We start from the raw sequence: 22,537 nt of genomic DNA on the forward strand, positions 1-22,537 counted from the left end.
CCTGACAGGGCCAGTCCTTTCACCAGCCACCTCCCTCACCCCTTGACCGGTCACCAGCCCCTGGCAGACAGCCTCAGATCGCTCATGTCGTGGGTGGCGCCGCTCGGGGTGGTCCCCGGGGGGATGTAGGTGTACCAGTGCGGGGTGATCGTCGTGTCCCCCGGAGCCAAGCCGCTGATCACTCCGAACATGCTGCGCTGCATGCCGTCCTTGGCGGCCACCGCGAGCTGCCAGTCGCCCGCAGCGGCAGCGGCCGTGGACGCCCCGGTCAGGCCCACGGCGATGCGGAGGGTTCCGGCCGCTGCCCCGATGACCCCGTAGATGGACAGCTCGACCTGACCGAGCGGGCCGACCAGGACCGTCACCGGCTGCCAGACAGACGCGGGGAACGGAGTCCAGGTCTGCTGTGGGTACGTGCCCGGCACGTAGCTGCCGGGCGCCTGCCGCGACTGCCCCCACGGCTGAGGGGGCCACGGGTCAGCTGGGAAGGCCGCGTCCACCAGCGCCGCCAGCGTCCACGTGCCCATCGACCGGTCGATGAGCCAGGTCTGCCCGAGCATCGGCCGGACCACGGTCCGGCGGATCGACAGCGCGACCTCGATGTACTGGCCCTGCGGGTCGACGCACAAGGCCATCCCCTTGGCCTCGTCGATCTGCCTGATCTGTACCTGCTTCAAGCTGAAGCCGACGCCCTTCACCACTGAATTCACCACAGCCCCCTCACCGGACAGCGCCACCGGCAACCGGCAGGCCCAGCAGGCTGCTCGGCCCCTGACGGCTGAGCCGGGCCGGGGCCGCGATCGTCAGGTCCGTGGTGAAGCTGCCGCCTTCCCCGAACTGGAACTGGTGGGTCACGGTGGTGACGTAAGCCTGGAAGTCGAAAGCCGGGATCTTGATCAGCATCCCGGGCCACACCTCCGGCATGAAGGTGAGCGGGACCGAAGCCGAGTACTGGTACGCGAACTGCCGGAGGAACAGGAAGATGGCCGCGAACAGCTCGGCCTTGGGCCCTACCAGACCCGGCATCTCCTGGTAGTCCGGCCTGGCCCCGAACCGATCCTTGATCCAGGAGGACAGCTTCTGGGCCTCGTCGTCAGAAAGGTCCAGGCCGAAGAGCGCTGACCAGACGGCGGGGATGTCGATGTTCACCACGCCGGTGGTGAACAACGCCATGTTCTCGATGAACCCGAGGTTGCCCGACTCACCAGTGGCCACGTTGAACTGGTTGCCGTTCAGTGACGACACCACCGCGAACTGATGCGTCACCAGGAAGTCGTCACTCCAGTTCACGGTGAAGTCCCGAACCTCGATGGGCTCGATCACCATGGTGGCGGCGGTGCCCCACATCCCGTAGTAGTCCGGGTACCACGCCACCAAGTCGCCGTTCGGCGCGCTGCTGAAACTGCGCATGGTCGAGGTGAAGACGTTCTTGAGGTACGGCAGCAAGGGCTGATCGTTCAGGAGCGCCCGAGGCCCCGACAGGGCCTGGGACAGGAAGAAGTTCCCGTCGGTCTGCGTCGACATGACCGGTAGCCAGGCGTTGTCGCCAAACATCTTGTCGAATGGGTCGTCCGGGTTGTAGCCGGGGATCTGGTCGCCGGTCGTGAACTGGGGCGGTGTGGGCGCGCCAGTGGGGCTTCCGGTGCCGGTGGCAACGACTCCGCCTCCGTCGGTGGTGTAGGAGATCCGGGGCAGGAAGCCGCCGTAGTCCCAGTAGGAGGGGTCGTCCGCCGGGTTAGCGCCGACCTCGTGGGGCTGGGCCCCCTGGCGGTGCGCGCCGATCGTCGACCGGCCGTCCCCGAGGGACATCTCCACGTGGTGGATCGAGTCCAGGGAGGAGCCCTTGAACACCAGCGCGCCCGGGGTGCGCAGGGCGACGTCGACCGTGACCTGCTGGCCTTGGTCGCGGCACCACTTCGCCTGGTCGGCCGCCACACGCGGCAGGTTGTAGAGGCTCCCCAGCGCGCGGAGGTAGATGCTCTGGACGAAGGAGGAGCAGTCCAGGCCCGGTGGCGGGGAGCCGAGCAGTACCGCTTCCTGAGTGCCGCCATACTGCTGGGTGTACGGGATGTCGGGCCACTTGTTGCACAGGTCGACGGCGGTCTGGGCGAGGACGAGACCCGAGGTCGCGCCCATCGGTCGGCTGGTGAGGCTGCTGGTGCCGGGAGAGGTCCCGCCGGGGCTGGAGGACATCGCGGACACCATGGCGGCAGCAGCACGCTGGTGGCGTCCGTAGGTCGCCTCGGGGTCCATGCCGGACACCTCGACCTTCTCGCACTGCTGGCCCAGGGTGAGCTTCGACGTGGGGCCGACCTTGTCGTCCCACTCCTTGAACCAGCGCTCGGCGGCGGTGGCCACGTCGGTGACCTGGGCGAGGCTCCCCCAGTAGTTGCCCGGCCTCATCTGGAAGATCCCGACGTTGCCGAAGAGGTTCGGGGTCTTCGAGTTGGGGTCGCTGCCCAGGGTGCTCTCCTGGATCGCCGCCATCAGCGCGGCGGTGATGGTCTCCGTTGCCGAGCCCCGCTTGCGGCCGACGTTGTAGATGGTCTCTGCGTTGCGCAGCCCGTCAGCGGGGAAGGTCTCCCCGGCGTACGCGCCGTTCAGGACGTTCGACACGCCGCCTGCGCCCGAGCTGCCGCCGATCGAAGAGCCGCCGATGGAGGCCAGCATCTGCCGGACTTGCTTGTCGGCGGCGTCGACCTGGTCGTTGACCTGCTTGGCGAGCTTCTCGACGACCTTGAACCAGTTGTCGGGGATGCGGGCGATGTGGACCTTGTGCTCGGGCCAGCCCACGACCTTCTTCAGGATCGTGAGGATCACGTTGGTCATGCCGCCGTCGCTGATCCCGCTGTCCTTCCGGGCGTCGATGAGGGCCTGGTTGACCATCAGCTGCGATGCTTCGGAGTAGCTGTCCCAGTACCAGTACTGCAGGCGCTTCAGTGAACAGGAGGCGGTCAGGTTGACGACGCGGGGCCACGCGGTCACCAGTGGGACTGAATTCAGGTAGCCGGTGAAGACCTGCACCCACTGCAGCCGCTTCATCTGGACGGCGATCCGATCGTTCGGGGTGAAGATGCGGTCGTACTTCCGTCGGGCGTTCTGCAGGGAGAAGGAGAAGGTCGACACGCCATCGCTTCGCCGGACCAGCGTGCCGGTCACCAGGTCGTCCGAGACGTCCACGATGCCGTTGTGTTCGGTGTGCACGTACACCTTGACGCCAGGGGCGTAGAGAAACTGGGGCATGTGGCGGCCACCTCCACCCCTTCACGGGGCGGAGGTGGTGAAGTGACAGTGCCTTCACTGAAAAGTGTTCCGCGCGGAACACTTTCGACAGGGGAGGGGGCCAGGGCAAAAGTGTTCCGCGCGGAACACTTTTCAGTAGCCGTACCGTATGTTCGGCGGCGTTCCCTCGTTCGGCCCGGGGGTCGGGCTGACCAGATCGCCGATGTCCGAGCCCGTCCCGCCGGACGGGTTGATCACGGTGGTGTACCCGCCCGAGGGTGCGCTGTCGCCCCCGAGCTGGACCCCGGTCGGCCAGAAGTAGCGCATATCGGCGTCCGCAGATGTCCCGAGCACCGCCTGCGAGGGGGTGAAGGTATCGGGGTCCTGGGGTTCGCGAGTGGTCTCGAAGACCACCGACGGGGTCCAGATGATCCCGCCGACCTTGTCCCCCCACTCGATCCCGCGCAGCGGGACTCCCTCTCGGTCGAAGCTGCGTGCAGCGATCAGCACGCGCATGGGGGTGACCAGACCGGCCCGGCCGGGGTCCATGATGAGGTCGGCGTAGCTCTGCATCCAGTCAGAGAAGGCTGTCCGTTCATCGACGCCCACGAGTAGGGGCTGGAGGGTGAACTGGGCGGGGGCGGAGCGGTGCGGGTAGTAGGCCCGCCGGTTTCGGCCGGATGACTCGGCGGCGACCATCACGGCACCATGACTCAGCCCCGCCACGCGCAGCCGGTACTGCCGGGCTGTTCCTCCGGAGCCGTAGGACAGGCTGCAGTTCAGCCCGCGTCGTGAATCCGCCACGCCTTCACCTCACCTTCAGCGTGAACTTCTGTGATCGTCTCGTCCTTCACCTGGCATGGCCTGCGCTTCAGGTCCACTCCCGGTCGTGGTCAGCGGCCTCGGCGGCAGGGGCGTCCTCCTGGAGAGCCGGATCGTACGGGGCGTAGGTCGGTCTGGAGATCCGCTCCCAGTCGGCCTGGCTGAGGTCCGGCCACAAGCCGTTCAGTGTCATCGTGAAACCGGTCATGGGCACCAGCCCAACCAGGTCCGGAGGCAGGGGCTGCGGCATCGAGACGGGGACGTCCGCTCCCCACTGGCTGTCCGTCATCCACTGCCTCCCTTGGTGATGCTGTCGAGGATGCCGCCGTTGAACTCGGACTGCCGCCAGCCGACACCGGCGGAGATTCGCTCGATGTAGCTCGCGATGGCCTGTGCCTGGGCCTCCTGGAAGCCCCCTTGGGACGATCCGGCCTTCACGATGACGTCCGACCCGGCCTGTACGGGGAAGAGCGTCAGCTGGTAGCCATGAGCGAACTTGGCGGTGCGGTGCTCGATGCTCCCGTCGCCGTCGACCTCCTGCACGGCCTTGAGGTACACCTGCCAGCGCCAGCCCCGAGCCGGGTAGGAGAACGTCGCGGGCTCGTGCATGCGGCCGGTGGTCGTGGCATCCCGGGACTGGTACTGCATGATGGCGCGGCACTGGGAGACGAACTTCTCCGCCAGTCGCCACGACACACCGGGGTGATCGCTCTGTCCCGGTGCAGCTCGTCCCTGGCTGCGGTCCTCTCCGAGCTGGCCGACGATGACCAGGTCGGAGAGCGTGGCGCCGGTGATCTGGACCACCCGGCCGCCGACTGTGTCGGTCACCGAGGTGTGGATCTGGAAGCCCCAGTCGATCTGCTCCGGGTTGATCCGGAAGACGATCTGGGGGCCACCGGTGAAGCCGAGGGATGCGAGAGCCATCTCAGCCTCCGGTCGCGGGCATCGACGGGAAGGTGGTGTTCGGGTTGGTCGGCGGGGTCGCGGACGCCGCAGCTCCGTTGGTGCCGCTGGTGTCGAGCAGCATGAGCAGCCGCTTCGCCTCCTGGGTCAGGCCGATCGTGACCCCGCCGCCCGGTGCGGCGTTCTGCTTCTTCCAGTCGTCCAGGGACTGGCCGCTGTCGTCGGTGGCGTTGGCTTCCGCCTTGAAATCACGCAAGGGGTCGATCTTGTCGCCGCCGAGGATGTCCTTGACGGTCTGCCCCCGGCCGTTGCTGTCGAGGATGACGGCGTCGCCCTGGGCCAGCTCGTTCCGGTGGTTGGTGACGGCGTCCTCCAGGGAGACGACTCGCTTCTTCCCCCCGGCGGTGGTCACCACGACCTGGGTCTTCCCGTCGTCCTTGACCTTGCCCAGCAGGGCCTCGACCACGGGGTCCATGTTGCCACCCGTGATCTTGTCCATAGCCCACTTGCGGTACGCCTCGTCGGCGGCCGTGTTCCCCAGGTTGATCGGGAGTACCGCCGTGCTCTGACCAATGGCCGGGTTGTAGTTGTCGTTGCCGCCTCGGTTGATGCCCTCGACCACCTTGTTCTTCTTGCTGGTCTCGGCCTGGTGCTTCTTGTCGGCGTCGCTCAACTCCTGCTTGGCTGCGCCTGCCAGCCCGCCCTGGGACTTGGCCGCGATCTGCCGCACGACCCAGCGGGCGGCATCCAGCGGCTGCTCGGCGCCCTTGGGAAGGACGAGCGTCAGCGCGGCCACCAGGTCGTAGGCCACCGGGTACCAGGTCGTCAGCAGACGGCTGGCGATGTCGTCTACCTCGGCGTCGGACAGTGCCTTCTTGCCGCTGACCTTGAGCTTGTTGGTGATCTCCTTCTCGACCCACTCCTGCACGCCGGGCTTCAACGCGTTCCCCGTGACCAGGCTGTCCAGCTTGCCCTGCGCACTCGCCTGGACGTCTGCGGACGCGAGGTACTGGGAGGGCGTCACTCCGGCGACGGAGGACGCGAGGAGGGTATAGCTGGAGCCGAGCCGGTTGGAGAAGTCCGTGTCCTGGAACGAGCGGCCGAGAGAGGTCTTCAGCTGCTGCTGCAGCCTGGCGGCATCGACCGCCGTGTTGCCGCCCATGCCGTTGGAGGCCGCCGTGCCCACCAGGTTGGTGAACTCCGCGCGTGCCATCTGCGCGTTGATGCCCGCCTTCCCCGCAGAGTCGCTGACGTCCTTCAGGGCGTCGGAGAGCTGCTTGAAGTTCGTGACGGCGGCCTTGCTGACAACCTGAAGCGTCTGGAGTGATTCACCGACGCTCGCGCCGTAGGCCGTCTTGCCGTGGTAGATCATGTTGAGCGCGTCCTGGCGCCCGGGGCCGCCCTCCACCTTCGAGTTGTAGCCGAGCTTGGTCACCCCCTTGAACGCCTGGCGGGCCTCGTCGCTGGAGAACACACCGAGCGTGCTCCACCGGTACGCCTCCTCGTGGAGCCGCTCCCCGAAGCCCGCGAAGTTCGAGCCGCCCTCCACGCTCTGGTAGAACGCATTCTTGTCCCGCTGAGACCTGATCTCAGCCGGGATCTGGCTCCCTACGGCGATTGCGGCACCCGCCACAGCCCCCCACGGGCCGAACCGGGCGGCGAGCAGCGAAGGCGCGTTCTGCTGCACCCACTGCCCGATCCCGGAACCGCCGGACCAGCTACCGCCCACCCCGCCACCGCCACCGCCGCCACCGCCGCCACCGCTTGATGGCGAAGGTGGCGGCGTGTAGGGGTACGGGCCCTGCTGCCCCTGCGCTCCCGGCATCATCCACGGCATGCCGCCGACGACTGTCATGGGATGGCCGCCCACGCCCGGCCACGGCGTGGACGCGGGCCCGGCTGGGGCCGCAGGGGTTTGAGGAGCAGCCGACGCTCCAGCCTGGCCGCGCTGGGGCTGGTTAAGCAGCACCTGGGATGTGAAGCGCTGCGCCTGGGCCTGGAACCACCCAACCGTAGGCAGGAGAGGGGCCTGCGGGATGCGACCACCCATCAGGGCCTGGACCAGCGCCATCGCTCCGCCCGCAGGGCTCGCTGGCGGCCCGCCCGGGGTAGGCCCGTACGTGCCCTGCATGTGCACCAGGGCCTGGAGCGTCTGCTGCATCTGCCGGGTGGCAGCCATCTGAGCCTGGGTGCTGGCGAGCAGTGCCGCGAGCGCAGGCGGCGTGTTCGGAGGCGGTGGAGTCGCCATCAGGTCCACTCCCTGTCGGTCGGGTCATCGGCGAGCACAGGGGCATCAGCAGGGTCGTAGGTGTCCCTCACGGTCACTCGCCGGTTGTTCGACATGGCGGCCTGCATCCGGTCCCAGTCGGAGATGCTGGCGCTCTCGTCCCAGTCCACTCCGCTGTAGTCGAAGTCCACGTCGTCGTCGTTCTCCGGCCGCCACTCCCGGACCTCGTCCGCGAAGACGCGCTCCGGGTCGACGCCTGCGGCCACGAGGGCGCGCTTCAGCGCCTCACGGTCCGCGCGGGCGGCCTTGAGGCCGTCGGCGAAGTTGAGCAGGTCGGCCGCCAGGGCCTGGACGGCGGAGGGCCGACGGACGTTCAGCAGACCCCGGCGCTCGGCTACTCGGAGGCGCCGTTCGAGCCAGGGGTCGAGTCCGTCGGCCCGAAGGCTTTTCCCATGGCCTCGACCACCTGAGCCACCGTGTGCTCCAGCTCCAGGAACTCCTGGAACACCTGGGCGATGGTGAATCCGAACCAGTTCTTCTTCACGTAGTTGAAGCGGGCATGGGCCCACTCCGCGAGCTGGGAGTCCTCTCCGATGGGTGTGGGAAGCTCCTCGCCGTCCACGGACACGGTCGCCAGCGCCGCGATGGCGGTGGTGTAGGCGAGCTGCTCGCCCGCAGTCCCGACGTACGGCTTGACCAGGAGAGCGATGGCGAGCTGTTCGTCAGGGCCGAGGGTGCGGAGCACGAAGGAGTGCCCCAGCCACGTGAAAGTCTTCGTGAGCGCACCGAGGTACAGGAGTCCCTCGAAGGGCTCGGTGTGCCGCTGGTCGAACGTCGGCAGCACGTTGCCGTCGCTGTCCACCAGCGCCCCAGCCGGAGGAACGCGGTCGGGGGCCCCTGGCCGGACGCTCGCCGGGTCGTACGTGCCGTACTCGCCCATCACGCCCCCAGCCGGGTCGAGTGGGTGTAGGCAGCAACGATGGGCTTGGCGACGTCCAGGCCGCCGACGGTGATGGTGTCGCCGTCGGCGATGTCCACGATCGTGCAGTTGTGGTACGTCTTCCCGCGCCAGCGCGACGGGTTGTTCTCGGTGCCTGGCGGCTTGATGATGGTCTGCGCGGTTACAGCATTCGGCGTCGAGGCGAGCCTGTCGAAGATCTCGACGATGTTGTTCGTCCCGCTCATGTCGGCCAGCTGCTCCCAGATCGCCTCGTTCCACAGCTCCTGGATCGTCATCTGCAGCGTGCCCAGGGACAGCACCCGGGAAGTCGCGATCTCCACCGGGGTGCGACTGCCGAGCGGGTGGATCGCCGCGTACGCCTGCCCCTTGTCGCTCCAGGCCCGCTGGCCAGAATCTTCCACGCTGAGCAGGAACGCGATCGGCCTCCCGGCCCACGAGAAGACGCTGTACCCCGATCCGGTGACCCTCGCCTGTGTTGTCGGCATCGCCGCTCCCCTGTTCAGAACCCCTGTCACCTCTTGAGGGGCCGCAGAACAGGGCGAGACAGGGCAGCGGCGCGGTCAGGTCGGAATGCCGGTTCTGCGCAATAGGGATGGCGCGTGGCGGTATCGTCCCAACGGGCACTGCACCAATGCTGGGGCGGTTCGGACCGCACACTTCAGCACGGAGAGAATGAGTGCCCCGCTGCCAACCATGAGGACCCATCTATGACGATCACCCTCCCCGAACCGGCCGCACCACCCGACGAGGAAAGCACCGAAACCCGTGTGATCACGGTCGGTGTTCTCAAGGGGGGAACCGGGAAGTCCCGCCTGGCCATGCTCATCGCCCTCATCCTGGCCGTCGTCTTCCGGCGCCGTGTGGTCGTCTTCGATGCCGACTCGGCCAGCCAGACGTCGATGAAGTGGATGGACAAGGCGAAGCTCCGTGGCTACGCATGGCCCTTCGAGGTCATCCGGCACCCCTTCGAGACCCTGGACCAGGAGATCGACAAGATCCGGGCCAGGGGCGATGTGGATGACATCATCGTGGACGTCGGCGGCGGCAACCTCGCCTCGTTCCTGGCAGCGGTCAGGCGCTCGAACATCCTCCTGGTCCCCCTGTGTCCCGACGAGGGGGACATCGAGCAGGCCCCGCAGACCCGGGAAGCGGCTCTCATGGGCGCCGCACGCAACACCGTCGGCGGCGTGGTCATGTTCTACCTTCTCAACCGGTGCAGCATGACCAGCAACGACCGAGTCAGCGCCCGCAACGTTCTCCTCGACGAGCGCCAGGCTGACGGCCCGTTCCCGCTGTGCGACATCGAGTTGCCGCAGCTGGTTGCCTACCAGCGTTCCTTCGGACGCATCCCGGGGCAGAAGGTGCCCGACGATGCTGAGGACCACATCCGCTGGAAGGACCTGAGCAACTTCGCCCCCCTCCTGATCGAGACTGGTGTGCTCACTGCTCAACAAGCCGTCGATGCCAGTCTGATCACCCACCGCGAGCTGAAGGACGCCAACATCTTGACCCCCGAAGAGCTTGAGGCGGTGACGGTCTGATGGCCAAGGGACAGATGCTGCCCCCTAGCACGGGCGCGCCTCTCGAAGTGACGCCCGAGTTCGTAGAGCAGGAGGCCCGATCGGGCGCGGCCTCCGGCTCCAAGGCCAACGCGAAGCAGCCTGCCAAGGTGGTCAAGGCCAGCACCCCGGAGGAGGCCACCACTCCTCTGCCTGCTGTTGATGCCCCCCCGGCAGAGATCTGCGAGGTGGTCGACAAGGTCATCGCAGAGGCCAACGCCGAACTCGCGGTCAACCAGGCCACGGCCGCCATCATCTGGGTCAACAAGGTCGGCCCCGTGGTGCGGCTCGCCAAGGAGTCCGGCTCGTGGAAAGAGGCCGTCGACCCGGCTACCGACAAGGTCTACAGGAGCTGGATCAAGTGGGGTGACGACCGGGGCATCTCCAAGACCCATCTCTACCGGCTGGTCAAGGAGGTGCCCGTCTCCAAGGCCCTGGAAGGGGTCTACACCGGCCAGCTGACCACCCGCCAGGTCGACTTCCTCTACACCGTCATGCGCAAGCACGGCGGGGAAGCCATGGCGGGGATGTGGCAGAAGGCGGTCGAGTTCGGCGGCCCGACCCTGGCCAACCTGGAGAAGGCCAAGCAGGCCCTCAACCTCTCGACCACCGCGTCCGACGACGAGGATGCCGACGAGCTAGAGGCGAAGAACGGCCGAATGCTGCAGTTGAAGGCAGTCCGGGTGGACTTCGACCCAGACCGCCTTCGCGCCGATGCGGCCCGCGATCCGAAGGCCGCCCGCGAGTACGCCGACCTTCTTGGGACCGTCCGCAACATCGTTCTCGAAGCCATCGGCCAGGACGCGCAGTAAGAACCGTTCCGCGCGGAACGGTTTCCGGCCCGGCCCCCGCCAGTTCGGCAGGGCGGCCGGGCCGATCCATGTCCAAAAGTGTTCCGCGCGGAACGGTTTCCTACTGCTGCTGCTGCGCGGAGGTGTCGCCGGTGGTCAGGTCCACGGACAGGGACACGGTGATGTAGTTGAGCGGCGCAGCGGGCTTGTACTGGAAGGTCGCTGCGATCACCGACGGGTCCGGGGAGAGCTGGCGAACCTGGAGGTTGGCGTAGGCGATGATCGTGCCGTCTGCCACAGCCCGTTCGAGGATTCCGGCGAGGGCGCCCTTGACGTTCATCGTCATGTCGGCGTCGATCGGGGCGCCGATCAGCCCCGAGGAGTCGAGGCCCGTCTGCACCATCTGCAGCAGGGTGTCGCCGATGCGAACCATGCTGATTTCGGAGGTCAGCAGTGCCGACATGTTGGTGGTCACGCCATGGCGAACCATCAGCTGGGAGGTGCGGTTGATCTCGGCGACCGCGACCCCGCTCTTGCTGAGGGTGTTCTTCGCAGCCATCGTCATGGCCTGGGCGACACTGGCAGGCAGGCCACTGAAGGACGACAGGACCGACCGGGTCAGACCTCGGTTGACGGCGTTGCGGGCGAGCTGCCCGGCCATGGCCGCCGCGAGGTAGTAGCCATCCACCTCGGTCGAGGCGTTCACCGCCGCGTTGAAGAGCAGGAGCCGGTTCGGGTAGGCGAGCACGACGCGCTTGGAGGCCGTCTGGATGGCGAGCTGGTCGTGCGTGGAGGCGTTGTCGTAGTTGCGGGGCAGGCCGACGAAGGCGAGGCGGCCGTACCCGGCTGCTGCGGCGTTCTCGCAGTGGTTCTTGATGTCCGTCAGCAGGTTGGCGACGTTCGTTGAGCTGTGGGTGTTGTAGGCCCCGTCGACCCAGAGCGGCACGATCAGTTGGATCAGGTAGTTGGCTTCGAGCTTCGCGTAGGCCGCGCGCAGCTGCTCCCGGAAGTCGATGCCTTCGGCCGGGTTGGTCGGGAGGCAGATCACCGAGGCAGCGCCGTTCTCCAAGGCCACCTTGGCGGCCAGAGTCAGAGGCGACGTCACCTGACTGGCACTCGGGTCCAACGGCGCGGTCGTCAGCATCGGCGCCCCGTACGTCGCCACCACGTCCGCGAAGGACTCGAACTGCTGCGGGGTGTAGTACGACGGCGAGGTGAACTGGTAGGCGATGCGGACGAGGTCCCCGTCCTTCAGGCCGTTGGGGCTCGGCTTGGTCAGGTCGCCGCTGTCCGCGCTCAGTCGTTTGAGCACGGTGACCGCCGTGGACGCACCGTCGGTGCCCGCCAGCGTGGTCAGGGAGTAGTCGACTCCCACGGTGAGGAGGGTGCCGTCGAGCTTGCGCACGACGGGTGCCGGGATGGCAGGCGGTCCGACCACGGCCTGCGTGTAGGCGCCGGTCTGTGCGAGCGCGACGTTGCTCGCGGAGTAGACGGCGAGCACCTCGGAGGCCGTCTGGTAGCCGAGGGCCGGGCCGACGAGTGTGACCGCGTTCGTCGTCACCGAGCGCGGGGCCACCGACGGCGCGGTGACATCGCTTACCGACACCCCAGGCGGCGTGTACGTCGTACCGGAGACATCCACCATGGTCCACCACCCGCGTTGAGGAGTTGCTGCATTCACCCCTTCGCGGAGACGACTGGACGGCAGACAGGATCAGTGCCAGATACCGAAGCCGCCGCCGTTGCTCTCGATGGACATGTCCGGGGTGGCGGTGACCTGGAAGCGGCTCAAGGGGACGAGGGTGTTGGTGGCCGGGTCGGGGATGAACTCGCCCTGGAGGTCGATGGTCAGGGTGCGCTCGTAGACGATCTCGTCCGTCTCCCAGGGGGTACCGGGACTGGCATCGTCCCCGGTCGGCTCCGCCTGGTCCCACTGGACGTTCACCGCGATCAGGTCGTTCGTCTCGAAGGTGCGCCGGAACCGGCCGAGGATCTGGTCCTGGCCGCCGAACGCGGTGACCCGCAGCAGTTGGTCGAAGATGCGGTCGCGCTGGAGCGAGGACAGCGCCACCACGGTGTAGCTCAGCGAGCCGTGGAACCGCCAGCGGGTGTAGGGGGCGACCAGGCCCCCGGTAGTCGGGTGCGTTGTTTCTAGGTGGGCGACGCCCGCCCGCTCGATCTTGTCGGTGTCGGAGTAGTTGATCCAGACGCTGGGGAAGGCTGTCTTGCTGACGGGGTATTCCAGGCTGCACGGCAGATCGCGGAACTCGGGGTCGTCGTACTGGGAGTCGAAGACGACCTTGAACGCTTCCAGCCCGATCGTCTTGATCCGGGTTACGAACATCAGCCCCAGTGCTCCTCGTCGTCCTCGTCGTGAGCCTCGTGCCGTGACGGCTCCTCGCCGACCACGGTGAAGCCGTGCTTGGAGCGGACGTCGTCAGCGAAGTTGCCCCGGCTGTTGCCGTGCTGGTCGTACCTCGGGTCTTCCTCCACTGGCCCCCTCGGGCTGACCTCGTAGACGTGCGGTGTGCCGCCGTACGCTCCGGCGGCGCGCTCGGCGTAGTGCCAGGCGTTCTCCTTGCCGGTGGCGTAGGCGTATCCGGCCTCGTGGGTGAAGCGGCCGAAGTTCCCGTTCGAGCCGTGGTTGGGGTGGACGTGCTCCAGGTCCTCGGCGGTGGTGCCGTGGTAGTAGCGGGGAGCCGAGGTGCCGTCTTCGTCCGAGCGCTGGTCGTGGATGTGCACCGGCACCGGGCCGTGGCCGCTGTCCTTCAGGGCCTGCAGGAGGTGCTCGTGGTGAACGTCATGGTAGGCCGGGTCGGTCGGGTGCGAGCCCGGCCCGGTGTTGTAGAGGTTCTCCCCGTGGTCGGTGACGTTCAGGTTCACCTGGCCGTGGCGCTCGGGGCTGTACCCGTGCTGGCGGATGGAGTTGGCCAGACTGCGGACGTTCTCGCTGGCCTGCCCACCCCAGACGTCGTGGTGGGACAGGCCGCCGTCGCCCGCACCGCTGTGCGGGTAGTAGCCGCCTTCGAGGTCGTTCGGGTGGATTTCGTCGGTCCCCTCCCACGGCTGCCACCCGGCAGTCCGGCTCAGCTGCGCGGCGTTCTTCCACAGCAGGCTCATTTGAAGTCCTCTCCGTGCAGGCGGACGAAGTTCCGCCAGCCTCTGTCACCGACATAGACCCGCTGGGCCACGAGGCCGCAGCGCTGGGCTGCGGCGGTCATCGACGTGTTCAGGAACGAACGAGGGTGGAGCCCGGGGTGCCGCCACCGGACGCCGACGTTACCGGGAGCGATGGCACCGGGGCGGCGGCCTGGAGTGGTCCACGGCTGGGCGGCCTCCCGCCTGGAGATCCGGCCTGGGGCTCCGGGGTACGACATGGGCTTGTCCGAGACCAGGATGCGCTGACCGGTCTTCCGGTCGACCCGGTACGTCTTGCGTCGGGCACCGATCGGTGCGGCCCGCCTGAAGATCAGGACCTGGACTTTGCCGCTGGCCGTGGTGCGGGTCTTGGCCTTCGGGTTCTTCTCCCGTTCCATGCCCGTGGGGTCGTCGATCCACATCGGGATGGTCTTGCCCGCCAGGCTGCGCATGGTGAAGGCCCGGGTGCCGTGGTCCTGGTACCAGACGTAGTCGTCGGCCCACTGCACGCCGAAGTAGCCCCGGCCGTAGAGAGGCTGGACCCTTCGGGCGGCTGCCCCGCTCAGCTTAGGCATCTTGCGTCGTACGTCGCGCACAGCGATCAGCGCGGCCTGGCGGGCTGGTCCCGGTGCCAGCCCCTTCTCCACCATGATCATCCTGTCCGGGTGTGCGGACAGGTGGACCTCCGGGACCTCGACCTGAGGCACTACAGCTCCTGCTGCGACTTCGCAGCAGGCAGCGGAAGCTCAGGGGTGCTGTCTGCAGGGATGAGCCCATGGTGCTGTGCGATCAGGTGCACGAGTTCGTTGGTGCGCTCGTCCACCGCATAGTCATGCTCTGCGCGGAGTCTGTCGTGCCTGCTCTGCCGGTTCTGGGAGAGCAGCAGGATTGGTCCGGTGAATCCGGCCTGGAAGGAGTAGACCAGGTTCAGCAGGACGTACGGGTAGGAGTCCCAGGCATGTATCCAGCCGTGCGAGCTGTTGAGGACGATCCATGCCATCGTGAAGGCGGCTTGCCCGAGGATGAAGGTCCAGGTGCCCATGCTGTTGGCGACGCCGTCGGCAAGCCGGTCGCCGAGCTTGCGATCTTCATGGACAGCGATGTTGGCGGGGTGCCGGTGCAGGGCGAACAAGCTCAGTTCCTCTCACGGAGCGGTATCAGGGGCCCCCGCAGAACCTCGACGTCGCCGAAGGACTGAGGGGTGGGCCCGGTGCGGCTCAATATCGAGACCAGGGCGGTGGTGTTCGGTGGGATGAGGTAGGCGACCGAGTCCTGGTCCTCCGCCGCTGCGCGGGCGAGGTTGTAGGAGATCGCCGCATCACGCTGGTAGGGCGTTCCCATGCCGGTGCGGACGGTCGTCCTGGCAGGAACGCGCAGTTGGAGGCGCTCGCCGGTAGCGCGCATGCAGAAGTCGCCGGAGTGAGCGCGGAAGTCACTCGTGGTCTCCAGGTTGACTTCCTGGGGAGCGACGACCCCCCGGGCGGTGAAGCTCTGAGAGTCGTCACCGTCGGTGAAGATGGCAGGCCGAACGATCAGGGCCCGGTAGCCGCCCTCGAACCGCGTGCCGTAGCAGCTCGGGCATTTGTTGCGTTCCGGCTGGCCGTAGGCGGCCGAGACCCGGCTGGTGGAGCACACCGGACACAGGCCGACGTCACCAGCCTCGTGGTCCTGGGCGGTCCAGAGCAGAACGAACAGCGCGTACTCACCGAGGGCATAAAGCGCCTGGGTGTGGGCAGCGCGCTCCTGCTCCACCTCCCAGTCCTGGACTCGGCGAGTGTAGGTCCCGATGGGGTGGATGTTGACCATCAGGACTCCGGGGTACCAGCGACTGACGCAAGCACCGCAGCACGGGTTTCCTGCGGCACGGTGGCGCCCACCTTGGCCCCGGCCAGCGTGATGTTGCTGGCCGGGGCCACGCTGCTGCAGATCCAGCGTCTTGCCAGGATGGTCACGCTGTACGCCACCGGCGGCCTCCTAGGCAGAAGAGCAGAACCTGAGACAGGCAGATGCGGAGATAAGCAACTAGCTAGAAGGCTTGCTGGCCCGGCTGGTCGACGGTGTGGGTATCGGCCGGGGCTTCGGCCGGGACCGGCGGGAGCGCCGGGGTGTGGGTGTCAGCCGGGGCTTCGGCCGGGACCGGCGGGAGCGCCGGTGCCGAGCCCGTTCCGCTGCCGGGGGCGGGCGTGGGAGCGGGCGGCGCGGTCTCCAGCCCGGCGGTCACCCGCAGCTCCTTGAGGGGCTTCTTGATCGCCGCCACGAGGTCCGGCACCGACGCGGCGACCTCGGCCTGGCTGGGCACGTCCGGCTGAACGGTGTGGGTGGCGACGACGGGCAGCTTCTCCTGGAAGGTCCGCGTCTGGACGCGCGTCTGCAGCGAGACCCCGTCAGCTGCGACCTCCACGTTGGCTACAACGATCAGGTTCGTCACCCAGGGCTCGTCCCCCCACACCTTGGCGATCTCGGTACCCAGCCACGTCTCGATGAGGCGTCCGGCCTCGACACGGTCCAACACGGTCAGCATCTTGTTCCCCTTCTCCGGCCTGGGACAGTCAACGGACTCGTCCACCCCTTGAGCACCGCAGCACGGTCCGGGACAGGATCAGTAGAAGCGGGTGGAGAAGCGCGGCCTCGCAGCCGCCGACAGCGGGAACCGCGTCGGTCCGAACCGGCCGTACACCCCTCCGCTCGCCAGAACCCGGGGCCTGCCCAGCCCCATGTTCGCGATCTTGAAGGTCTGGAGTTGGCTAGTAAGGACCGGCTCTTCGCCTGCCAGGATGTTCTGCCACCGGTCCATGTAGTCCCGCCGGTCGAACCGAGAGACGCCGGAGCCGGAGGAGAACTCGGGCTGCTCGACGTAGGAGCGCACCAGGTGGCGCAGGCACTCCACATACAAGGCCGACTCCAGCAGCGATCCCCACTGGGTGACCGGGAAGCCCGCTCCGCCGTCACCGTCGATCGTGTAGGTCTGGTACGGCTGCGCCGTGGTGTTGAGCTTCCCCACCGCGATGCGCAGCAGCTGTGCCACGCGGTTGCGGCCCCAGTTGGCCTGGACGTACGCCTGCAGGTGCGGACCGCCCACCTCGAAGTCGTAGAGGTCGACAAAGCGGATCATGACGCCCTCGACGATGGCCTTCATCGGATCGGCCAGCTTGTCGTAGTCCGGCGCGGAGGAGCCCACCTCGACGTCCAGGCGGTAGCTGTCGGGAGTGCCCGCCACCGTGTAGGTCCACAGCAGGTAGTAGTACCCGGGGGCGGCGGTCTCCGCGCTCGTCAGACGCACGGTGTACTCGCCGGGCCCACCGTGGTCAGCGGCCCGGGAGAAGACCTGGGCATTGGTCGTATCGTCGTGGGCCAGAACGACCGTCACTGGACCGTCTGCGTCACCAGGTTGGCCATCGCGGTGCACCAGGAGGCCGAAGGTCCCGGCGCCGTAGCGGGAGACGTAGGCGCGGTCGAGCATCAGCTGTCCGTGTAGTTCGTCAGGATGCAGGCAGCCCGCACCGTGGGGAGCATGATCTGGCCGATCGGGGTCAGGTTGCCCGCGTGGACGCGCAGGCCGTACGTGGCTGTGCCGGGTACGACGTTGGCCGCGCCGATCGCCGCGCTGATCTCGCTGCGGTAGTACCCGGCGCCCCAGGGCGAGGTGTTGGGCATCACCTGCCAGTTCGTGCCCCCGCCGACGATGCAGTCGTTGCCGTTCACCTGAGGTGCGACCTCGTAAGTCATCGCCATGTCGCTGTAGCAGGCGACCTCGGTGGTGACGATTATGAAGAGTGTGCCAGGCCGGTTGATCTGGATGCTGCCGACGACGAAGGAGCCGCCAGCACCGCCGACGAAGGTCGTCCAGGGGCGCAGCCAGCCGATGAACAGCGGGGGCGCGGTCAGCGGCTCGCGCCACGAGGAGCCGTTCCAGATCAGCTCCCTGCGGGTGTCGCTCTCGATGATCTTCATCCCGGCCTGCGCAGCGCCCCAGCTCGGCCGGGTGCTGGAGGTGCAGATGTACGCGCCGGGGTAGGAGTCGATCTTCCTGAAGTTGTCGTTGAAGTCCGACCGGAGGAAGGGATCGCTCCCGTCCCAGGTCTTCAGGCCCGTACGTGGTGTGCTCGCCGACATGGCGCTCCTCCTCGTCCTCCGCTACCACCCCTTCCGGGGCGCTGAGGGAGTCTGGACAGCACGGCGCCCCTCCCCCGGCCGGGGGAGGGGCGCCGTGGCGCAAGGGCTTCACGCCACGGTGTAGGAGGCGGACGGGGCGCTGAGCGCGTTCTGCAGCGCGCCGATCGCCTTGACGGTGAAGGTCACCTGGGCCGCCACCGTCAGGCCGGGTACGTTGGCCGAGACGACGGCACTGCCCACGTGGATGGTCTGCCCGGAGGACGCGGTGACGTCGTACCCGCCTGCCGGAGCCGGGGTGGAGGGGGCCCAGGACACTGTGGCCGTGCCCGCAGTCCCCTGGGGCGCGACGGTCGGCTGGCCCGGCAGAGTCGGCGCGCCCCACGATCCGGGGACAACCGTGCCGTCCTGACGGTAGATCGGGTTCACGGCGTTGGCCGCTGTCAGCCCCCCCGCTGCCACTTCGTCGGAGTTGGTCGCCACCGCCCCGGACGCGGACCACGGCGACCACGGGCCCGTACCGTTGCGGTTCTCCGCCCGTGCCCGGAAGAGGTAGCCCCGGCCGCCGACGACCTGGGTGAACCGAAGGGCCGTGGCGTTCCGACCGGCGTCAGCGTGGCCCCCGGTGTCGCTCTCGATCTCGTACCGCAGTACCGGGGCGTCGGCCGCTGGGTCTGCGACGGCCACCCACGTCACCACGATCGCCCGGTCCGCCCCTGCGAGGGTGGGGGCGGCCGGGGCCGCCGGGACCAGAACCGATCCCTTCGGCACGGCGCCGATCGACAGCGTCTCCACCGTCCCCGTCACCGGTGGGGCGTTCGGGTCCGGGCGCGTCGCGCCCTGGCCGTCCGTGGTCTTCAGATCCGTCCGGGTCGTGTCCAGCACGGACCCGGGCACCCCGGCAGCGTTCGGCTTCTGGTACTTCTGCTGGACGTCCACCACGGTTCCCAGCGTGGTCTCCCGCTGACCCGTCACAGCGGTGCTGGAGGGCTTCCAGCCGCCAGGCGCAGCTGCGACCCTCGCCACCCCGGTGGTGTCGACGAAGGACGCGGGGACAGGGCCCGTGGGGGCCTGCCCACGGGTACCGATCGCCCCGTCGGTTTCGACCACGGCCCCGGACGTGTCCGCCGTGGTCACCCGGGGACCGGTCTTGCCCGCGACGCCCTCGGTGTCGAGCGTGCTGGTCACATCACCGCTTGCCACCCCTTACTCCTCACCCTGAGCGCCGCGACGGCGAGTCCGCTTGGCCGGTGTCGCGGGGGCCTCGGCCTCGGCAGCCATCGGCGCCTCGGACTCCTCCTCAACGGTCTCCGGGACCTCCGGGTCGGATTCCGGGCCGTCCTGCTCCACAGCTTCCGGGTTGCCGCCCTCGGAGTCGCCGTTCTCCACGGGATCGAGGGCGCCCTCCAGGAGGGGCTCCGGCACGGCATCGGGCAGCTGTACCGGACCTGAGAACGCGGTGGACACGGCGGTCAGATCACCGTGCTCCCCCGCTCCCACGCCGCTCGTGTCGAGCGTGCCGCTGACCAGAAGCATCTGCTCGTAGTTGCTCACGGACTACTCCTTGACCAGCGGGCGGATGATGACCGGGATGCTCTGGACGACCGGCTTGCCCTCCTCGTCGAAGACCACTCGCTGCGCCGTCAGCTCGGCGTTGGCCTTCTTCGGGTTCCCCTGGCACACGAGGACGCGGGCGAGCGGGTCGGCCGGGTCCAGGTCGTCCGCGATGAGCAGGCCCTTGCGGACGGCGGCGGTCGTGGCCGGGAGGCTCGCGATCTCCCGGGTGACCCAGTGCTGGTCGCCGCCGTTCTCGTCCCCGGCGCCCTCGAAGCGAAGGAAGAAGTCGGGCCGCTCGGGGTTGGGGGTGAGCACGGTGACCCCGGAGCTGGGGTTGCGGAGCTGGATCTGCTGCTGGACGAACGACATCTCGGTCCTCCCAGGTGGTTGTGTCGGTCACCCCTTGCGTGCGGCTGGGTCGGGGAAGACAGCAGCGGGCCCCCTGGTGGGAGGTACCAGGGGGCCCGCTATCGGAGGGTTTCCGGCCTTAGTGGCCCGCTCGGGGCCCCACCACAAAGCCCTTTTCCATTCCTCGGATAAATGGGAGCGGATAAGGCCAGATTCCGTGGCTCATTTACTACTGCTTTACCACCTGGGCCAGGCCGCGCGGGTTCAGGATGGCGAAGCTAACCATCTCGTCGAAAACCCAGCCCTTCCAGAAGGACTCGACCTTGTGGTTTTCCTCGACGTCCAGGGAGTAGAGGACGGGGAAAACCCCCAGGAAGTTCGGCTCGGGGGTGAGGAACATCTTTCCCTGGGGAATGACGATGCTCCGCTGGATCTGGAACTCGCCGAAGGAGGTAATGGTCTCCCCGGCCACCACACGGTCCTTGAAAGCCCAGCCCGTTTGGTTGATGTCCCACCGGTACATGTCCCGGAAGTCCATCGGGTTGATGAGAATTCGGGAGGACTGCAGCTCGTGCATGTCGGTCATGGAGACCGCGCTGTAGAAGCTGCCCGGGGTGAGGTAGCCGGATGCCTCGGTGATCGTGTGGTTGGGGGTAACCACGTGGTCAGCGCGACCGGCGTAGTCCGTGATGGCGGCCTGGAGGATCGCGATCAGGCGCGAATCCTCCTGCTTGAGAATTGCCTGCTTGGTTTCGTCCTGCGCCTGCTCGACGACGTTGATTCGCAAGTAGAAAAGGTCTTCCTTGCGAATTGCCGGGCGGGCGGCAATTCGGAAGAACTTCACGTCGACGCGCTTGCCCTCGAAGGGCGTGATCTTGACTTCGCCCTCGGTCCCGGACATCAGGTAAGCCTGGCCGAGATCATCCCAGACGTCATACTGGACCGGCGTCCCGGGCGTCACCGGGTCCTCCATGAGGACATTCCTGGTGATTCCCTGGTAGCGCAGCTTGAGCTGAATCGGGCCGATCATGCCGACACCGAGACGCTTGATGCCGTTGTTTTCGTCCTGAACCACCAGAGCGAGGCGCTTTACCTTCGCTTCATGGGTGATCGGCGCGGCACCGGCCTTCTGGCTGTTCTCCAGCATCTCGGCGACGTAGGAATCCGAACGCCGGGAGGTGGAGCCCTTCTTGTGCAGCGGGCCACCGCTGAGCACGGAAGTGGACATGTTTTTGTGAATTCCTTTCCGCTTGCTCGCGCGGTTAGCGCAGGCCGCCGATGGTGATCTTCGAGGGGCTGTTGACCTTCAGCAGGCGCGCGATCGGCAGCGCCGAGGCACCGGCGGTTCCGGCGGGCACGAGCTTGCCCCGGGTGGCACCGGTGGTCTGGGCGTAGATGAGCTTCTCCGTGCCGTCACCGACCTCGGTCCAGGTGCCGAGGGAGTCGTCGAACGCGGGGCTGAGGACCTCGAACTCGGCGTCCGGCGCCAGCACCCACACCGCCATGGCGTTGAGGCCCACTTCGAGCAGCTCGTCGATGCCGTCCCCGCCGATGTAGTGGCCGATGAAGCCGTACGGAGCACCGGTGGCGTTGATGAGGGTGGCCTGCTCACCGACCGTCTTCATGGCGACCATGCCGGGCCAGATCGGCACGCTGCGGTCCCACGCGGGGTCCAGGAACATGGTCTTGGGGGTGCTCTGCGTGAAGCCGTAGAGCTGGCGAAACGTCCGCTTCAGGTGGGCCGTGGCGAGACGAGTCCTGATCATCCTGGGGAGTCCTCTCCTTATGACTCGGACATGTACGGCTCCCCGGGTGGCCGGTGGGCCTGGTGGAGTGGAAGAAGCCGTTCCTCACCCCTTGCGAGAGCCGCAGAGCCCGCAGACAGGGACCAGGGCCACGGAATTTCCCCACGAACGGACGGAGGCCCCCAGCACCTGCTCGCCGGGGGCCTCGTGCGCGGATCAGAGCCCGGCGAGATCCGAGGCGGACAGGAAGAGCATCGAGTCGTCGACGGACGACCCCTCCGGGCTCAGCGGCATCGGCGCGGACGCCATCGACGGGGCCGTGCGGGTGCTCGCGGAGCGGCGCGGCACCGCCTCGGGGCTCGGCACCCGGGACGCCGCCTTCACCACACCGTCGAGGGTCCGGATCTCGTGCTCGATCACCTCACCGGTCATCCCGGTGTCCGACTGGATCGACGCCGCCAGCGAGATGTCGTCGCCCGACGCGAGGCCAGCGTTGATGCGCAGCCGGGCCAGACGCAGCGACGCCGCGAACCGGCCCTCCAGCGCGGCGTGGCGCGCCCCCTGGCCCATCTCCCCGTCGCTCGGCGGCGCGGAGTTGGAGCGGTTCTCGGAGATCGTCCAGGGGAACGCCACCTCCGGCTGCATCGGGTCACCGACCCGCACATCCGTCTCGATCCGGGTCTGCTCCGGGCTCAGCTCCCCGGGCTGGGTGCCCACGGTCGGAGCGGTGACGTCGACCAGGTTGGTGTACGGCTGGGTCGGCAGCGTGCCACCGGGGTTGATCGCCACGTCGGTGGCCGCTGCCGGAACGCCGCTGGTCGACCCCGGCGTCTGCCCCGGAGAGCGGACGTCGTCGTAGGTGGCCGGGGTGACCGCCTGCTCGGTGGTCTCCGTGGCGGCCTGCGACGCCGGGTCTGGCCAGGGCTGCGCCGGGTTGTTCACGTCGGCCACCTTGGCGATCTCGTCGGTGATGCCCGCGAGCCGGGCGATCATCGCGATCTGCTGCCTCTGCGCGGCCAGTTCACGGGCCTGGGCCTGGATCACGGCGCCCTGCTGGCCTACCGTGGCGCGCAGCTGGTCCAGGACCGTCTGCTGCGCCGCGACAGCGGTCATGAGCGGTCGGCTCATAGCTACTGGGTCTCCTTCGCTGTGCG

The 22,537-nt window shown here is 67.9% G+C and carries 27 protein-coding genes; 2 read left to right on the top strand and 25 right to left on the bottom strand.

Annotated elements, in window-relative coordinates; all coding sequences use genetic code 11:
- Window positions 1-50: 50 nt before the first annotated feature.
- The 9 genes from FHX73_RS42280 to FHX73_RS42320 all read right to left on the bottom strand — a co-directional run bounded on the left by FHX73_RS42280 (window position 51) and on the right by FHX73_RS42320 (window position 8,620).
- The gene (locus FHX73_RS42280) at window positions 51-701 is read right to left on the bottom strand and encodes a hypothetical protein (protein ID WP_145911442.1); all 651 of its coding nucleotides are present in this window, start codon (window positions 699-701) and stop codon (window positions 51-53) included.
- Window positions 702-720: 19 nt separating this feature from the next.
- On the bottom strand, window positions 721-3,180 hold the full coding sequence (locus FHX73_RS42285) for a C40 family peptidase (RefSeq protein ID WP_170305332.1): 2,460 nt from the start codon (window positions 3,178-3,180) through the stop codon (window positions 721-723).
- A gap of 195 nt (window positions 3,181-3,375) precedes the next feature.
- Entirely contained in the window at window positions 3,376-3,921 is a 546-nt protein-coding gene (locus FHX73_RS42290; protein ID WP_145911444.1) for a hypothetical protein, read from the bottom strand.
- Between the two features lie 172 nt (window positions 3,922-4,093).
- A complete protein-coding gene (locus FHX73_RS42295) occupies window positions 4,094-4,333 on the bottom strand; it encodes a hypothetical protein (protein WP_145911445.1) in 240 nt (79 codons plus the stop codon).
- Window positions 4,330-4,968 carry a hypothetical protein gene (locus FHX73_RS42300; RefSeq protein ID WP_145911446.1) on the bottom strand — a complete coding sequence of 213 codons (639 nt, stop codon included), beginning with the start codon at window positions 4,966-4,968 and terminating at the stop codon, window positions 4,330-4,332. The genes FHX73_RS42295 and FHX73_RS42300 overlap by 4 nt, the downstream gene beginning before the upstream one ends.
- A 1-nt stretch (window position 4,969) precedes the next feature.
- Entirely contained in the window at window positions 4,970-7,195 is a 2,226-nt protein-coding gene (locus tag FHX73_RS42305) for a phage tail tape measure protein (protein WP_145911447.1), read from the bottom strand.
- Window positions 7,195-7,440, bottom strand: coding sequence for a hypothetical protein (locus FHX73_RS42310; protein ID WP_145911448.1), 246 nt, complete (start codon window positions 7,438-7,440; stop codon window positions 7,195-7,197). The genes FHX73_RS42305 and FHX73_RS42310 overlap by 1 nt, the downstream gene beginning before the upstream one ends.
- Window positions 7,441-7,568: 128 nt before the next feature.
- A complete protein-coding gene (locus FHX73_RS42315) occupies window positions 7,569-8,114 on the bottom strand; it encodes a hypothetical protein (RefSeq protein WP_145911449.1) in 546 nt (181 codons plus the stop codon).
- On the bottom strand, window positions 8,114-8,620 hold the full coding sequence (locus FHX73_RS42320) for a hypothetical protein (RefSeq protein WP_145911450.1): 507 nt from the start codon (window positions 8,618-8,620) through the stop codon (window positions 8,114-8,116). Before FHX73_RS42320 ends, FHX73_RS42315 begins: the two co-directional genes overlap by 1 nt.
- Window positions 8,621-8,842: 222 nt before the next feature.
- Between FHX73_RS42320 and FHX73_RS42325 the strand changes: the two genes are divergently transcribed.
- Both FHX73_RS42325 and FHX73_RS42330 read left to right on the top strand, forming a co-directional pair.
- Window positions 8,843-9,676 (top strand): P-loop NTPase family protein, encoded by an 834-nt coding sequence (locus tag FHX73_RS42325; protein ID WP_145911451.1) that lies wholly within the window; start codon window positions 8,843-8,845, stop codon window positions 9,674-9,676.
- The gene (locus FHX73_RS42330) at window positions 9,676-10,506 is read left to right on the top strand and encodes a hypothetical protein (RefSeq protein ID WP_145911452.1); all 831 of its coding nucleotides are present in this window, start codon (window positions 9,676-9,678) and stop codon (window positions 10,504-10,506) included. Before FHX73_RS42325 ends, FHX73_RS42330 begins: the two co-directional genes overlap by 1 nt.
- A 100-nt stretch (window positions 10,507-10,606) precedes the next feature.
- Here FHX73_RS42330 and FHX73_RS42335 read toward each other — a convergent pair whose 3' ends face one another.
- From FHX73_RS42335 to FHX73_RS42405, 16 genes are all read right to left on the bottom strand, one after another.
- Window positions 10,607-12,130, bottom strand: a complete 1,524-nt coding sequence (locus tag FHX73_RS42335; protein ID WP_145911453.1) for a hypothetical protein — start codon at window positions 12,128-12,130, stop codon at window positions 10,607-10,609.
- 69 nt (window positions 12,131-12,199) lie between these two features.
- Complete coding sequence (locus tag FHX73_RS42340) at window positions 12,200-12,829, bottom strand: hypothetical protein (RefSeq protein WP_145911454.1); 630 nt, start codon at window positions 12,827-12,829, stop codon at window positions 12,200-12,202.
- Complete coding sequence (locus FHX73_RS42345) at window positions 12,829-13,605, bottom strand: NAD(+)--rifampin ADP-ribosyltransferase (RefSeq protein WP_145911455.1); 777 nt, start codon at window positions 13,603-13,605, stop codon at window positions 12,829-12,831. The genes FHX73_RS42340 and FHX73_RS42345 overlap by 1 nt, the downstream gene beginning before the upstream one ends.
- On the bottom strand, window positions 13,602-14,330 hold the full coding sequence (locus FHX73_RS42350) for a hypothetical protein (RefSeq protein WP_145911456.1): 729 nt from the start codon (window positions 14,328-14,330) through the stop codon (window positions 13,602-13,604). The genes FHX73_RS42345 and FHX73_RS42350 overlap by 4 nt, the downstream gene beginning before the upstream one ends.
- On the bottom strand, window positions 14,330-14,755 hold the full coding sequence (locus FHX73_RS42355; protein WP_145911457.1) for a DUF1003 domain-containing protein: 426 nt from the start codon (window positions 14,753-14,755) through the stop codon (window positions 14,330-14,332). Before FHX73_RS42355 ends, FHX73_RS42350 begins: the two co-directional genes overlap by 1 nt.
- Window positions 14,756-14,757: 2 nt before the next feature.
- Window positions 14,758-15,429, bottom strand: a complete 672-nt coding sequence (locus FHX73_RS42360) for an FYVE zinc finger domain-containing protein (RefSeq protein ID WP_145911458.1) — start codon at window positions 15,427-15,429, stop codon at window positions 14,758-14,760.
- On the bottom strand, window positions 15,429-15,587 hold the full coding sequence (locus FHX73_RS45360) for a hypothetical protein (RefSeq protein ID WP_170305333.1): 159 nt from the start codon (window positions 15,585-15,587) through the stop codon (window positions 15,429-15,431). The genes FHX73_RS42360 and FHX73_RS45360 overlap by 1 nt, the downstream gene beginning before the upstream one ends.
- 62 nt (window positions 15,588-15,649) lie before the next feature.
- A complete protein-coding gene (locus tag FHX73_RS42365) occupies window positions 15,650-16,144 on the bottom strand; it encodes a hypothetical protein (RefSeq protein WP_145911459.1) in 495 nt (164 codons plus the stop codon).
- A gap of 78 nt (window positions 16,145-16,222) precedes the next feature.
- Window positions 16,223-17,083, bottom strand: a complete 861-nt coding sequence (locus tag FHX73_RS42370) for a hypothetical protein (protein WP_145911460.1) — start codon at window positions 17,081-17,083, stop codon at window positions 16,223-16,225.
- Window positions 17,083-17,736 (bottom strand): hypothetical protein, encoded by a 654-nt coding sequence (locus tag FHX73_RS42375; RefSeq protein ID WP_145911461.1) that lies wholly within the window; start codon window positions 17,734-17,736, stop codon window positions 17,083-17,085. The genes FHX73_RS42370 and FHX73_RS42375 overlap by 1 nt, the downstream gene beginning before the upstream one ends.
- A gap of 108 nt (window positions 17,737-17,844) precedes the next feature.
- A complete protein-coding gene (locus FHX73_RS42380; RefSeq protein WP_145911462.1) occupies window positions 17,845-18,936 on the bottom strand; it encodes a hypothetical protein in 1,092 nt (363 codons plus the stop codon).
- A 3-nt stretch (window positions 18,937-18,939) separates the two neighbouring features.
- Window positions 18,940-19,287 carry a hypothetical protein gene (locus FHX73_RS42385; protein ID WP_145911463.1) on the bottom strand — a complete coding sequence of 116 codons (348 nt, stop codon included), beginning with the start codon at window positions 19,285-19,287 and terminating at the stop codon, window positions 18,940-18,942.
- Between the two features lie 3 nt (window positions 19,288-19,290).
- A complete protein-coding gene (locus FHX73_RS42390; RefSeq protein WP_145911464.1) occupies window positions 19,291-19,659 on the bottom strand; it encodes a hypothetical protein in 369 nt (122 codons plus the stop codon).
- A 208-nt stretch (window positions 19,660-19,867) separates the two neighbouring features.
- On the bottom strand, window positions 19,868-20,866 hold the full coding sequence (locus FHX73_RS42395; RefSeq protein WP_145911465.1) for an HK97-fold major capsid protein: 999 nt from the start codon (window positions 20,864-20,866) through the stop codon (window positions 19,868-19,870).
- A 34-nt stretch (window positions 20,867-20,900) separates the two neighbouring features.
- Window positions 20,901-21,404 (bottom strand): hypothetical protein, encoded by a 504-nt coding sequence (locus tag FHX73_RS42400; protein WP_145911466.1) that lies wholly within the window; start codon window positions 21,402-21,404, stop codon window positions 20,901-20,903.
- Window positions 21,405-21,599: 195 nt separating this feature from the next.
- Entirely contained in the window at window positions 21,600-22,511 is a 912-nt protein-coding gene (locus FHX73_RS42405) for a hypothetical protein (RefSeq protein ID WP_145911467.1), read from the bottom strand.
- Between the last annotated feature and the right edge of the window lie 26 nt (window positions 22,512-22,537).

It is taken from the genome of Kitasatospora viridis (assembly GCF_007829815.1).
GTDB lineage: Bacteria > Actinomycetota > Actinomycetes > Streptomycetales > Streptomycetaceae > Kitasatospora > Kitasatospora viridis.

Bases quoted from the DNA above. Each gene is read 5' to 3' on its own strand.
- FHX73_RS42290 (WP_145911444.1), bottom strand. From the start codon at position 3,921: ATGGTCGCCGCCGAGTCATCCGGCCGAAACCGGCGGGCCTACTACCCG.
- FHX73_RS42295 (WP_145911445.1), bottom strand. From the start codon at position 4,333: ATGACGGACAGCCAGTGGGGAGCGGACGTCCCCGTCTCGATGCCGCAG.
- FHX73_RS42300 (WP_145911446.1), bottom strand. From the start codon at position 4,968: ATGGCTCTCGCATCCCTCGGCTTCACCGGTGGCCCCCAGATCGTCTTC.
- FHX73_RS42305 (WP_145911447.1), bottom strand. From the start codon at position 7,195: ATGGCGACTCCACCGCCTCCGAACACGCCGCCTGCGCTCGCGGCACTG.
- FHX73_RS42315 (WP_145911449.1), bottom strand. From the start codon at position 8,114: ATGGGCGAGTACGGCACGTACGACCCGGCGAGCGTCCGGCCAGGGGCC.
- FHX73_RS42320 (WP_145911450.1), bottom strand. From the start codon at position 8,620: ATGCCGACAACACAGGCGAGGGTCACCGGATCGGGGTACAGCGTCTTC.
- FHX73_RS42325 (WP_145911451.1), top strand. From the start codon at position 8,843: ATGACGATCACCCTCCCCGAACCGGCCGCACCACCCGACGAGGAAAGC.
- FHX73_RS42330 (WP_145911452.1), top strand. From the start codon at position 9,676: ATGGCCAAGGGACAGATGCTGCCCCCTAGCACGGGCGCGCCTCTCGAA.
- FHX73_RS42335 (WP_145911453.1), bottom strand. From the start codon at position 12,130: ATGGTGGATGTCTCCGGTACGACGTACACGCCGCCTGGGGTGTCGGTA.
- FHX73_RS42340 (WP_145911454.1), bottom strand. From the start codon at position 12,829: ATGTTCGTAACCCGGATCAAGACGATCGGGCTGGAAGCGTTCAAGGTC.
- FHX73_RS42345 (WP_145911455.1), bottom strand. From the start codon at position 13,605: ATGAGCCTGCTGTGGAAGAACGCCGCGCAGCTGAGCCGGACTGCCGGG.
- FHX73_RS42360 (WP_145911458.1), bottom strand. From the start codon at position 15,429: ATGGTCAACATCCACCCCATCGGGACCTACACTCGCCGAGTCCAGGAC.
- FHX73_RS42365 (WP_145911459.1), bottom strand. From the start codon at position 16,144: ATGCTGACCGTGTTGGACCGTGTCGAGGCCGGACGCCTCATCGAGACG.
- FHX73_RS42370 (WP_145911460.1), bottom strand. From the start codon at position 17,083: ATGCTCGACCGCGCCTACGTCTCCCGCTACGGCGCCGGGACCTTCGGC.
- FHX73_RS42375 (WP_145911461.1), bottom strand. From the start codon at position 17,736: ATGTCGGCGAGCACACCACGTACGGGCCTGAAGACCTGGGACGGGAGC.
- FHX73_RS42390 (WP_145911464.1), bottom strand. From the start codon at position 19,659: ATGTCGTTCGTCCAGCAGCAGATCCAGCTCCGCAACCCCAGCTCCGGG.
- FHX73_RS42395 (WP_145911465.1), bottom strand. From the start codon at position 20,866: ATGTCCACTTCCGTGCTCAGCGGTGGCCCGCTGCACAAGAAGGGCTCC.
- FHX73_RS42400 (WP_145911466.1), bottom strand. From the start codon at position 21,404: ATGATCAGGACTCGTCTCGCCACGGCCCACCTGAAGCGGACGTTTCGC.
- FHX73_RS42405 (WP_145911467.1), bottom strand. From the start codon at position 22,511: ATGAGCCGACCGCTCATGACCGCTGTCGCGGCGCAGCAGACGGTCCTG.